11 protein-coding genes are annotated in these 12,155 nt (G+C 59.9%); 4 read left to right on the top strand and 7 right to left on the bottom strand.

The window, feature by feature from the left end:
- Nucleotides 1-41: 41 nt before the first annotated feature.
- The 7 genes from AC5J09_RS01845 to AC5J09_RS01815 all read right to left on the bottom strand — a co-directional run bounded on the left by AC5J09_RS01845 (nucleotide 42) and on the right by AC5J09_RS01815 (nucleotide 6,832).
- On the bottom strand, nucleotides 42-728 hold the full coding sequence (locus AC5J09_RS01845) for a winged helix-turn-helix domain-containing protein (protein ID WP_338279504.1): 687 nt from the start codon (nucleotides 726-728) through the stop codon (nucleotides 42-44).
- Between the two features lie 15 nt (nucleotides 729-743).
- A complete protein-coding gene (gene phoB / locus AC5J09_RS01840) occupies nucleotides 744-1,430 on the bottom strand; it encodes a phosphate regulon transcriptional regulator PhoB (protein WP_494296711.1) in 687 nt (228 codons plus the stop codon).
- 45 nt (nucleotides 1,431-1,475) lie between these two features.
- Entirely contained in the window at nucleotides 1,476-2,189 is a 714-nt protein-coding gene (phoU, locus tag AC5J09_RS01835) for a phosphate signaling complex protein PhoU (RefSeq protein WP_338279501.1), read from the bottom strand.
- 44 nt (nucleotides 2,190-2,233) lie between these two features.
- Nucleotides 2,234-3,049: a phosphate ABC transporter ATP-binding protein PstB gene (gene pstB, locus AC5J09_RS01830; protein WP_338279499.1), complete on the bottom strand. Its 816-nt coding sequence runs from the start codon at nucleotides 3,047-3,049 to the stop codon at nucleotides 2,234-2,236.
- Nucleotides 3,050-3,060: 11 nt separating this feature from the next.
- Nucleotides 3,061-4,359, bottom strand: a complete 1,299-nt coding sequence (pstA, locus tag AC5J09_RS01825) for a phosphate ABC transporter permease PstA (protein ID WP_494296710.1) — start codon at nucleotides 4,357-4,359, stop codon at nucleotides 3,061-3,063.
- On the bottom strand, nucleotides 4,359-5,729 hold the full coding sequence (gene pstC, locus AC5J09_RS01820) for a phosphate ABC transporter permease subunit PstC (RefSeq protein ID WP_494296709.1): 1,371 nt from the start codon (nucleotides 5,727-5,729) through the stop codon (nucleotides 4,359-4,361). The genes pstA and pstC overlap by 1 nt, the downstream gene beginning before the upstream one ends.
- 65 nt (nucleotides 5,730-5,794) lie before the next feature.
- Nucleotides 5,795-6,832 carry a PstS family phosphate ABC transporter substrate-binding protein gene (locus AC5J09_RS01815; RefSeq protein ID WP_494296708.1) on the bottom strand — a complete coding sequence of 346 codons (1,038 nt, stop codon included), beginning with the start codon at nucleotides 6,830-6,832 and terminating at the stop codon, nucleotides 5,795-5,797.
- A gap of 756 nt (nucleotides 6,833-7,588) precedes the next feature.
- Between AC5J09_RS01815 and phnC the strand changes: the two genes are divergently transcribed.
- The 4 genes from phnC (at nucleotide 7,589) to phnE (AC5J09_RS01795) (ending at nucleotide 11,998) form a co-directional block, all read left to right on the top strand.
- Nucleotides 7,589-8,446 (top strand): phosphonate ABC transporter ATP-binding protein, encoded by an 858-nt coding sequence (phnC, locus tag AC5J09_RS01810; RefSeq protein WP_494296707.1) that lies wholly within the window; start codon nucleotides 7,589-7,591, stop codon nucleotides 8,444-8,446.
- An 83-nt stretch (nucleotides 8,447-8,529) separates the two neighbouring features.
- A complete protein-coding gene (gene phnD, locus AC5J09_RS01805; RefSeq protein ID WP_494296706.1) occupies nucleotides 8,530-9,435 on the top strand; it encodes a phosphonate ABC transporter substrate-binding protein in 906 nt (301 codons plus the stop codon).
- An 87-nt stretch (nucleotides 9,436-9,522) separates the two neighbouring features.
- A complete protein-coding gene (phnE, locus tag AC5J09_RS01800) occupies nucleotides 9,523-10,485 on the top strand; it encodes a phosphonate ABC transporter, permease protein PhnE (RefSeq protein WP_494296705.1) in 963 nt (320 codons plus the stop codon).
- Between the two features lie 10 nt (nucleotides 10,486-10,495).
- Nucleotides 10,496-11,998 carry a phosphonate ABC transporter, permease protein PhnE gene (gene phnE / locus AC5J09_RS01795; protein WP_494296704.1) on the top strand — a complete coding sequence of 501 codons (1,503 nt, stop codon included), beginning with the start codon at nucleotides 10,496-10,498 and terminating at the stop codon, nucleotides 11,996-11,998.
- Nucleotides 11,999-12,155: the final 157 nt, after the last annotated feature.

Raw genomic sequence — 12,155 nt, 5'->3', positions numbered from 1 at the left:
CGCAATTCGCCCATAGCAGCGTTTCGGCATCTTCGGCCACTCTAATAGTCGCTCAGTGCATAGCCGGCGCCACGGACTGTGCGGATGACATTGTCAGCCTTGCCGAACCCGATGCCCTTCCTAAGGCGTCCTATATGAACGTCAATCACCCGCTCATCGACAGTCGCGTCGTCCCCCCAGAGTGACGCACGCAGCTCTGACCGAGAATACACCTTTCCAGGAGACCGCATGAGAAATTCCAGGAGCTTGAATTCTGTCGGCCCGAGCCTCACCTCGCGCTGCTGGCGGTGGACCCGATGCGACGCCCGGTCGAGCGTCAGGTCGCCGACCTTGATCATGTGGCCAAGTACGGCGGGGTTGGTGCGGCGAAGCAGGTTCTTCACCCGGACGACGAACTCCATGGTGGAGAACGGCTTGACGAGGCAGTCATCTGCCCCCGCTGCGAGCCCGGCGATACGCTCGTCCTCGTCCGCAAGGTCGGTCAAGAGTACGATCGGAAGCGAGATTGCTTCGGGGCGGCTCCTCAAGCGGCGGCAGAGGTCAATGCCGGAAATGCCGGGCAAGGTCCAGTCAAGCACCAGGATGTCGGGAAGCGATTTTTCGATCCGGGCTTCGGCTTCGTCGCCCCGCGAAAGTCCCTCGACTGTCAGGCCTTCTTTGCGGAGGTTCTGTTCCAGTATCAGACGCAGCGGCTCGTCATCCTCGACGATAACAATTCGCGCTCCCATTCAGTGATCACTCCCTTATTGTGCTTCCAGCGAGTACCCAGCCCCCCGCACTGTCCGGATTACATCTGGCATATTGGAAAAATTCAGGGCCTTTCGAAGACGGCCCACATGAACATCGACGGTGCGCTCGTCAACATAGATGTCGTGCCCCCATACGCCATCCAAAAGTTGCGCTCTCGAAAAGACGCGCCCCGGCGAAACCATGAAGAACTCCAGAAGGCGGAATTCGGTGGGCCCTAGCCGGACCTCGCGACTGCGCCGATGGACGCGATGAGTCTCGCGGTCGAGTTCGATGTCTCCCGTCTTCAATACCGACGACAGAACCTCAGGCTTCGCGCGCCGCAGCATCGCCTTGACGCGGGCCATTAATTCCGGAGTCGAGAATGGCTTCACGACATAGTCGTCAGCGCCGGTGGACAGTCCCCGCACACGTTCGCTCTCTTCGCCGCGCGCCGTCAGCATGATGATCGGCAGACGCTCCGTTTCCGGTCTCTGGCGCAATCTGCGGCAAAGCTCGATCCCCGAAACACCTGGCAGCATCCAATCGAGGATGAGGAGATCAGGCAAACGCTCCTGAAGCCGGATTTCCGCTTCGTCGCCGCGAAGTATGGTGTCGACGTCGAATCCCTCCGCTTCGAGATTGTAGCGCAAGAGGATGCTCAGCGCTTCCTCGTCTTCAACAACAGCGATTCTTGGTAGCATTCAGCCAAAACTCCGTGATGCTCGATCTCGCCGGGCCTGGAAGCACTACGCTCCTGAGGCTCCCACCGAAGTCGTCGTATCGTCCTTCGGGCGTTCGCCCTCGAGCTGCGAACCGGTGGTCATGTAGTAGATCGTCTCGGCGATGTTCGTTGCATGATCACCAATGCGCTCAATGTTCTTGGCACAGAACAGAAGATGCGTGCAGGGCGTAATGTTGCGCGGGTCTTCCATCATGTAAGTGAGCAGTTCACGGAACAGCGACGTGTAGATCGCGTCGATCTCCTCATCCCGCTCGCGGATGCTGTTTGCCTTTTCCGGCGAGCGCGAGGCGTAGACGTCGAGAACTTCCTTGAGCTGCACCAAAGCCAGCTCGGCGAGATGCTCGAGCCCGCGCGCGAGTTTGCGCGGGATGCCGGAGCCGGCAACAGCGATCACACGTTTAGCGTTGTTCTTACCGAGATCGCCGACCCGCTCCAGGTCGGCGGCGATACGGATCGACCCCATGATTTCGCGCAGATCAGAGGCCATCGGCTGCCGCTTGGCGATGGTGACGATCGCCTTCTCGCCGATCTGGCGCTCGGCATCGTCAAGTATCACGTCGTCGGAGATGACCTTCTGGGCCAGCGCGAGATCGGAGTTCACCAGAGCGCGGACCGATTCGGCGACCATCTGCTCGGCGAGACCGCCCATTTCCGAGATGCGGCGAGAGAGGTATTTCAGCTCCTCGTCGAAGGCTGTCATGATGTGTGCGTGGGTCATGTTCGATTCCTCGAAGGAGATGCTCTGTTCGGATGGTCGGTCGGTCAGCCGAAGCGGCCCATGATGTAGTCCTGGGTGCGCTGATCATCCGGATTGGTGAACATCTTGTCGGTATCGTTCTCCTCGACGAGATTGCCGAGATGGAACATGGCGGTGCGCTGCGAGACGCGTGCGGCCTGCTGCATTGAATGCGTGACGATGACGATCGTGAAGTTCGCGCGCAATTCGTGGATGAGTTCCTCGACCTTGGCGGTTGCGATCGGGTCTAGTGCCGAGCACGGCTCGTCCATCAGGATCACCTCCGGGCCGACGGCGATGGCACGGGCGATGCAGAGGCGCTGCTGCTGGCCGCCAGAAAGTCCGGTGCCCGGCTCTTGCAGCCGATCCTTCACTTCGTTCCACAGGCCGGCCTTCTGCAAACTGTTCTCGACTACCTCGTCGAAATCGGCCTTGGAGCGCGCAAGTCCGTGAATGCGAGGCCCGTAGGCGATATTCTCATAGATGGACTTTGGGAACGGGTTCGGCTTCTGGAATACCATGCCGACGCGCGCTCGCAGCTCGACGACATCGATTGACGGATCGTAGACATCGGCCTGGTCAAGTGTGATTTGGCCGGTTACGCGGCAGTTCTCGATCGTGTCATTCATACGGTTCAAGGTGCGCAGGAAGGTCGACTTGCCGCAGCCCGAAGGTCCGATCAGCGCCGTGACCGTGTTCTTGCGGACATTGAGGTTCACGTCGAACAGGGCGCGCTTTTCGCCGTAATAGACGGACACGTCCTTTCCGACCATCTTGAACTGTGCGTCACTCATCTTCTGTTCCAACGCCTTTTCGACTGCTGCTTCCGACATGATGTTCATCTCTATCTCTCCTACCACCGGCGCTCGAAGCGCTGTCTGAGGAATATCGCGATACCGTTCATCAGCACGAGAAATGCCAGCAAGACGAGGATCGCAGCGGAAGTCCGGGACACAAATCCGCGCTCCGGGCTGTCGGCCCAGATGTAGATCTGCGTGGGCAGCGCGGTCGAGGCGGCAAACACGCCGTCGGGCGGGCTGGTGATGAAGGCGTTCATGCCGATCAAAAGCAGCGGCGCTGTTTCCCCGAGAGCGCGTGCCAACGAGATGATGCTCCCGGTCATCACGGTGGGCATGGCGAGCGGCAGGATATGGTGGAAGATTGCCTCGTGTTTCGAGGCGCCGATCCCGAGCGCCGCTTCGCGGATGGACGACGGAACGGACTTCAGCGACACCCGGGTGACGATGATGAGGGTCGGCAGAGTCATCAGGGCGAGGACGAGACCGCCGACCAGCGGCGCCGAACGCGGCAGGCCCATCCAGCCCAAGAACACGGCCAAACCGAGAAGACCGAACACCACTGAGGGCACGGCGGCCAGGTTGTTGATGTTCACTTCGATGAGGTCGGTCACCCTGTTCTTCGGCGCGAACTCCTCCAGGTAGATCGCGGCGGCGATTCCGATGGGGAAGCTGATCGCGAAGCATACCAGCAGCGACCAGAAGGAGCCCGAGATCGCTCCGGCCAGGCCGGCGAGCTCAGGGAAACGGCTGTCTGCGTTGAAGAAAAGACCCCAGTTAAACGGCGTTGAGATGACGCCCTTCTCGACAAGCTGGTCGTACATGCCGATCTGTTTGTCGTTGATCCGGCGTTGGCTTTCGGGCACGTCCCTGCTGATTTCGCCCTTCGCAAGCTGATCGACCGGGTCGGCCATCGGAATGGCGAAGCGGCTCACTCCGTTCAGCCGGCTCGGATCGGCGACGACGGCGTCGCGCACCAGGAACTGGCCCGAGGAGGTGAACAACTCGAAGAACTTTCGTTCGTCGCTTCGCGAGAGCCCCGGCATCTGCTTGCGGAGCGCCCCGCGGACGATGCCGCGCCAGTCGGCGTCGCCGATGTTCGCTGGGTCAATCTTTGCCTGTGACAGGTCGATTTCAACAGTCGCGACGGTCTGGGTGAACGCCTTGTGCCCGGTGAAGGTTAGGGAACCGACCAGGATTGCCAGAAAGCCCAGTGCGAAGGTGATCGCGACGATACCGTAGATCTGGAGCCGTCTGTCGGCCGCGTACCGGGCTTTGCGACGTGCCTTCATCTCCTCAGAGTGCCAGTCGACGCCTGATTTCGGCATGACCTCTGTAAATGCGGCGCTGGACATCAATATTTCTCCCGGTACTTCCGCACGGTGTGCAACGCGATGAGATTCAAGATCAGGGTCACGATGAAAAGGATCAGACCCAGCGCGAACGCAGCCAGCGTCTTCGGGTTATCGAACTCGGAGTCGCCGATGAGAAGCGTGACGATCTGCACAGTTACCGTCGTTACCGCATCGAACGGGTTGAGGGTCATTTTCGCTATCAGGCCCGCCGCCATGACGACGATCATCGTCTCGCCGACCGCCCGGCTGAGCGCGAGCAGAACGCCGCCGACGATGCCGGGCAGCGCCGCCGGAAGCAGCACCTTCCGGATGGTTTCGCCCTTGGTAGCGCCAAGGGCAAACGAACCGTCCCGCATGGCCCTCGGCACAGAGGCCAGAGCGTCGTCGGAAAGCGAGGAAATGAAGGGGATGATCATGACGCCCATCACTGCTCCGGCAGCGAGCGCGCTGTTTGGCGAAGACACGATGCCAAGGCTAAGTCCAAGACTCCGAACTGCCGGGGCGACCGTGAGTACTGCGAAGAAGCCGTAGACTACGGTCGGAACGCCGGCGAGGATTTCGAGCAGTGGCTTGACGACCGCGCGGAACCGCCTGTCCGAGTACTCCGTGAGATAGATCGCAGAGAGGATGCCGGTGGGGACCGCCACGATCATCGAGATCAGCGCGATCACGAAGGTGCCCCAGAGCACAGGGATGACACCGAACGCGCCCTGCCCTGCCACCTGGTCGGCACGAATTGCAATCTGAGGCTCCCAGCGCATTCCGAACAGGAACTCAGTAATAGGCACCTTGGAAAAGAATTGCATGGCTTCGAAGACAAGCGAAGCGATGATGCCTAGCGTTGTAACGATGGCGACCAGCGATGAGAACATCATGAAATAGGTGACAGAGCGCTCCACACTGTGGCGCGCCCGGAAACGATTGCCGATCACCCGATAGCCTAGGAACGCGCCGATCGCCATCGCGGCCGCCACGACGGCCACCATAGCAATCGAGGAGAGATGCTGAAGCGATTTCAAATGCTCGACAGCGGCCTGGATCTGAGGGGTCGGCTCCTTGAAGACGTTTCCTGCCGCGACCTGCCGCACTTCGCTCATCACAAGCGAGCGGGCGGTCCCATCGAGGCTCTCCGAGCCCGGAAAGCTGGCGATAACGAGCTGGTCGATCACGCTGTTCTGCCCTGCGAGCCACAACAGCAGAAAAATGAAGGCCGGTACCCCGGTCCAGATCGCCGCATTCAGGCCGTGGTAGATCGGTCGGGAATGCGTCTTTTCAGAAGCTCCGTTCTGCGTCGCTCTAGCACGCGCAGAGCCGACGAAAGTCATGACAAGCGCGGCGAGCGCCAATGCAGCCAACAAATATCCGGACATTATAGCCCCCAGAACAAAAGACGGGGCTGCCTACCATATGCGGCAGCCAGCCCCAATGCCTGAAGTTACGAACCGAGCTTCTTCGCCTCGGACACAGCCTTCTGGACTTCCATGCGCTTGTCATCGGCAAGCGGGGTCAGGCCGCGTTCGGCGAGGTAGCCGTCCGGGCCCAGCGCGCTGTCGGAAACGAACTCTTCCAGGAACTCCTTCATGCCCGGAATAACGTCGCGGTGTGCGTTCTTGATGTAGACGAACAGCGGGCGGGCTACCGGATACGAACCGTCGGCGATCGTGTCGAATGTCACTTCGACGCCGTTGATTTTGACGTCCTTCAGCTTGTCGGAGTTCTCGTAGAGGAACGAGTAGCCGAAGATACCGACGGCGTTCGGGTCCGACTCGAGACGCTGAACGATGAGGTTGTCGTTTTCGCCAGCTTCCACGAAGGGGCCGTCCTGACGCATGCGCGAGCAGACTTCGGTCCACTTGTCCTCGTCAGCCTTCTTGAGGTCGGCCATGCCGGGAAGGTTCTTGCAGCCGTCGTGCATGACCAGCTCGACAAAGGCATCACGCGTGCCGGAGGTCGGCGGCGGTCCAAAGGCGACGATGTTGGCATCCGGAAGCGAGGCGTCGATATCCGACCACTTCTTGTTCGGGTTCGCGACGAAACCGCCCTTGCCGTCCGGCAGTTCCGCGGCGAGCGCCTTGAAGATCTGTTCTTCGGTCAGGTTCCAGTCGGCCTCGTTCGCACGCGAAATCGCGATCGAAAGACCGTCATAGCCGATCATTGCTTCGGTGATGTCGTCGACGCCATTGTTTGCGCAGAGCTTCACCTCTGAATCCTTGATTGCGCGCGAAGCGCCGGTGATGTCAGCGAAGCCTTCGCCCACGCCGCCGCAGAAGGCCTTGAAACCACCCCCGGTGCCCGTGGATTCAACGACCGGTGCAGTTGTTCCAGTTTTATTGGCAAACTCTTCAGCAACCGCCTGCGTATAGGGGAACACAGTCGAGGAGCCAACAATCTTGATCTGATCGCGAGCGACAGCGACGCCAGAGGTGCTCAGCATGATCGCGACGAGCGCGCAGCTTCCTAGATACTTCTTCATGGATTTTCTCCCTGGAATTCGGATTGACGCTTCGGCGTCGCCACCCCTTTAGCCCCTGGGCATAACAGTTTTGTGACAGATTTGTTTCACATACGAGACCCTGCAGTTTTTGGGGCCTTTGCAGCCTTGGAATCGCTCACCGGGCCCGGAGGAAATGGCGAGCGCGAGCTCTCCTGCCGGTAATTTTCAATGAGACGCGCCGGCCGCTATCAGCTGTTTGGTAAATCAATCGCCGCCTGTGTGATCGCAATCGTAACCTGCGATCGCGCTTCCTGTGCGTACTGGAAGAGTTTTCTCGCCCCGTTGGAGAATGCCCTGGGAACTGCTTCTCAAGGCCGCATCATAAGGCGAGCGGGCGGCAAAGCCCTGCCAGTCGCTAACGCAAAGACGGCAGCCACAGCAAGGTCAAGACGACCGATCCGGATCGCCCGACGACGATCGATTGGCGAGAAGCGATAAGGGAGAATATTCAGCCAATCGCATCGACTCGGCAGTGAGGCGCTGCTCGAGATCAGATATCGCCACTTACCTCAACAAGACATTCCGCTGCCGATACAGACGTCGTGGAGATAGAACTGGACAGCGGTACGAGATCGAGCTCGGGCGCTTCTGAACGCATCGTTGAAGTGCACTCACTCGACCTCAGCGCGCAGTTGCTGTGAATATTCGGTTTAACGAAAATTACACAAAACTGACATTGCGCGGTCATGCGCACAGCCTAGAGAGCCGTCCACGTCAGGCATGATGGGGACAAGGATGCTCACACTCAAATCCGTGACACGCCGTTTCGGCAAGCACGCGGCGGTCAACTCCGTCGACATAACAATCCCGCAGGGGCAGATGATCGGCGTCATCGGCCGATCGGGCGCAGGCAAATCGACCCTGCTCCGTATGATCAACCGCCTCGTCGATCCAAGCGAGGGCACCATTGATTTTGCAGGGCAGAAGGTCTCGGCATTGCGGGGATCAGCGCTGCGTTCCTGGCAGCGTGATTGCGCCATGATCTTTCAGCAATTCAACCTCGTGCCGCGCCTCGACGTCCTGACGAACGTCCTTCTCGGGCGGCTCAATCATCGATCCACGGCTCTCAGCATTCTCAACGTGTTCACTCGTGAAGAGCGGATCATGGCGATCTCGGCCTTGGAGCGCCTTGGGATCGAGCAAACCGCGCTGCAGCCTGCCGGCACCCTCTCGGGAGGACAGCAGCAGCGCGTCGCGATCGCCCGCGCGCTGATGCAGCAGCCGAAGATGCTGCTCGCCGACGAGCCGATCGCCTCGCTCGACCCGCTTAATGCAAAGATCGTGATGGACGCTCTGCGCGACATCAACGAACGCGAGGGCATCACCGTTATCACCAACCTGCACACGCTCGACACCGCACGCAGCTACTGCGAACGCATCATCGGCATGGCCGCGGGGAAAGTCGTATTTGACGGACGGCCGGACGATCTGACCAGCGCGGCAGTCCGTACGATCTACGGTTCGGCTGCCGATGGCAGTGAGATCGACGAGACCATGACCTCGACGAGCATAGATGGCGCGGCCGCCGCGTCACATCATGGCAGTCCGATGAAATCCGCCAGCTCGAAAGCACTGGCATTGGCCGGCGTCTGACGCCCGCCGGATCGACCGCCCGCGTGAAGGGCAATTCGTAGACCTGAACATCATCCGGCGCGGCCGGAGAACGGGAGAATTTCATGCTGAAGAATGCTCTTTTTGGCGCTGTCGCCCTCCTCGCCCTCGTCGGCCACGCCGCTGCCGAAGACCTCAAGGAATTCCGCGTCGGGATTCTCGGCGGCGAGAACGAAGCCGACCGCCTGCGCAACTTCCAGTGCCTGACCGAAAAGCTTCCGGCTGCGATCGGCGTTGAAAAAGTCTCCTTCTTCCCGGCCGCCGATTACGACGGTGTCGTTCAGGGCCTGCTGGGCGGCACGCTCGACTATGCCGAACTTGGCGCTTCCGCATACGCAAAAGTCTACCTCGCCAAGGCGGATGCGGTTGAGCCGATCCTGACGACCGTCCAGACCGACGGCTCTACTGGTTATCATTCGATCATGGTTGCCCGCAAGGATTCGGGGATGACGAAGCTCGAGGACATGAAAGGGAAGAAGCTCGGCTTTGCCGACCCTGATTCCGCGTCTGGCTACCTTGTCCCGCTCGTCACTTTGCCGGAATCCATCGGCGGTCCGGTCAAGGAATATTTCAGCGAAACCGGTTTCGGAGGCGGTCACGAGAACCTCGTCCTCGAAGTCGTAAAGGGCACCTTCGCCGCTGGCACGACGTGGGGTTCTGGCGTCGGCGAGTTCAAGGACGGCTACAGCTCGGGCAACCTGCGCAAGATGGTCGACAAGGGCATCCTGGACATGGACGATCTCGTCGAGCTGTGGCGCTCACCGCTCATCCCGAACGGCCCAATCGTCGTCCGCACGTCGCTCAGCGACGACGTGAAGGCCAAGTTCAAGCAGTTCATGGTCGACCTGCCGAAGACGGACCCGGCATGCTTCTCCGCCATTCAGGGCGGTGACTTCACCGGCTACACCGAAGTCAACGAGGAGTTCTACAAGCCGATCATCGACGCCCGCAAGGCAACCATCGGCGGCTAATCACAAGCCGTTCCAAGCCAGCCTGGAGCGACCTCGCTCCGGCTGGTGCATCCCCCCGACATCCCAGGCCTCCAGTTCGGAGCTTCCATGGCTTCCTCGATCAGCAATGTTTCACTCGGCGAGAGCGGTAGGCTCGTCGAGCGCCACTGGCAGGAACTTAACGCCCGGCGTCGCATCTACACCGTGCTCGGGCTGGCGCTTCTTTTCGTCGCTCTGTCCGCATCGCTCTGGTTCGCCAACGAGACGAACGCGGGCAAGTTCTTCGATCGCCTGCCTTTTTTCTTCGACTTCATCGAGGACCTGCTTCCACGGGACGCGATGGAGATCGTGCGAGCGCTGTTCGACCTGCCATCGCCCTACGACGACGGCAGCTTTAAGTTCAACTACCCCGACGGCCGCCTCTATCTGACGGAAAATCTCTACATACCCGAGTATTTTCACAAGATGCTTGAGACGATCAACATCGCCGTTCTGTCGACTATGATCGGGCTCGCGTTCGGTTTCGTGCTGAGTTTCCTTGCAGCGAAGAACGTGATGCCGAACCGCTGGATCCGCTGGCCGGTGCGCCGTTTCATGGAGGTGCTCCGCGCATTCCCGGAAGTGGTCATTGCGGGCTTCTTTCTCGCAATCCTTTCGCTCGGCCCCGTCCCCGCCATTATAGCCGTGTCGGTTCACACCGTTGGCGCTCTGGGAAAGATGTTCTTCGAGGTGGTCGAGAACGCTGACATGAAGCCGGAGGAAGGGCTGCGTGCCGCCGGGGCCAACTGGATCGAACGTGTTTGGTTCGGTTTCGTTCCTCAAGTCATGCCGAACTTCATGAGCTACTTCCTGCTCCGGCTCGAAATCAACGTTCGCGCATCAACGATCATCGGAGCCGTCGGCGGCGGAGGAATCGGCGAGCTTCTCCGCCTGTCGATCGGACAGGGCCACGAAGCCAAGACACTCGCAATCGTCCTGCTGCTCTTTACGACAATCTTTGCCGTCGACCAGTTTTCCGCATGGCTGCGACGCCGCCTGGTCGGCGAGCAGGCCTTCAACACCGTCTCCTGAGGACTCTTCGATGAACAAAATGCATCCGCAGGACATGGAAGCAATCGCCGAGCGCCATAAGGATGTTCTGGAGAAATCGAGCGGCAAGCGCCTTCGTATTCTCGTGATCTGGTCAGCCGCGGCGCTTTATCTGATCTCGTGTTGGTGGATGTTCTCGATCGGCGACGTTCTGCGCGGCGCCAATTGGTCAATCGCCGGCAGCTATCTCGCAGACTGGGTTTCGTACGAGGTCAGGCCTGAACTCGAGGTCGAGCCGGACGGCACCATGACGATCAATTATGGACGGTTTTCGCCACTGGGCGCAAACCCATCCCCGTCATGGGTCGAGCTTCAACACGAGGCTGTTCAACGGGCCGCGCCGCGCTCAGAAGCGCAAATCAGGCAGCCAAAAACGTCGTCGTCTATCAGCTTCATGGTCGCGCCCGCTGTCAAGGACGAGGGGGCTGCCTCAATTGCGGAGCCAGCGCAACCTTCTGGTTCCCTTTCGGAGGAAGTGGTCATCCGCGCCGCCATTTCCCTCGGCGGTGGCACGAACATTATGGTCGCCAACAAGCAGGTGCGTGTCGGCCACGCCGGCGAGACGCTCATCGCTGCGGTCGATGGCCACGGCACGACTACCCCGGAAGGCACCTTGCCCAGCTGGGCGGTTCAAAAGAGGCCGGGCGAGAAAATCACCCTCTCGTTCGGCACCAAAGGCTGGGCCGAAATCGATGGCGACGAAGTCAGCATCCGCAGGCGCTTCTTCGGATGGGCGAACTTCATCTTCGACACTAATTCCCCGTTCTTCGGCAAGGGCGCGCGCGAGGTTCTGGCGTTGGTAACGAGCGGTGAAAGGATAGACCCCTCACGGTCGAACCTCTCGCTTGCGTGGAGCAACTTCCTGTACAATGCCGAATGGCAGCACCTGGACGTGTGGACGAAGCTTCTCCAGACGGTTGTGATGGCCTTCGTGGGTACGCTGTTTGCCTCGCTTCTGGCATTTCCGCTGTGCTTCCTCGCCGCCCGCAACATCACCCGGAGCGGTCTGCTGAACCAGATGACGAAGCGGTTCTTCGACTTCCTTCGTTCCGTGGATATGCTCATATGGGCGCTGTTCTTCACTCGAGCGTTCGGCCCTGGCCCGCTCGCGGGGATCTCGGCCATCTTCTTCACTGACACCGGGACCTTCGGTAAACTTTATTCCGAGGCACTCGAGAACATCGACGAGAAGCAGCGGGAAGGCGTTAAGTCCGTGGGGGCGCCGGCATTAGCCGTGCAGCGTTTCGGCGTGCTTCCGCAGGTGCTCCCGGTATTCGCCAGCCAATCCTTGTACTTTTGGGAATCTAACACGCGCTCGGCAACAATCATTGGAGCAGTGGGTGCAGGTGGGATTGGGTTGAAACTATGGGAGGCAATGCGCACCAACTCGGACTGGGAGAATGTCGCCTACATGGTGCTTTTGATTCTAATAGTCGTTTTCATTTTCGACAGCATCTCCAACGCGTGCCGATCTCGTCTGATGGGAACTCGCTGAACCCACGGACTTCCCGCTCCGCATGTGACTTTCGGTGAGCTCAGCGCCAGAGGAAATACCTTTACTAAGGTTCGCAGATGTTTGCATTTCCGGGCGGGACTGAGAGTGATCCTCTCAGTACCCCCGCGTGATCGCCCAGCGGTTGCCGAAAGACAGC

The sequence above is a fragment of the Sinorhizobium sp. genome (genome assembly GCF_059070375.1).
The sequence above is the reverse complement of the archived record's forward strand: the minus strand, read 5'-3'. Positions and strand labels throughout refer to the sequence as shown.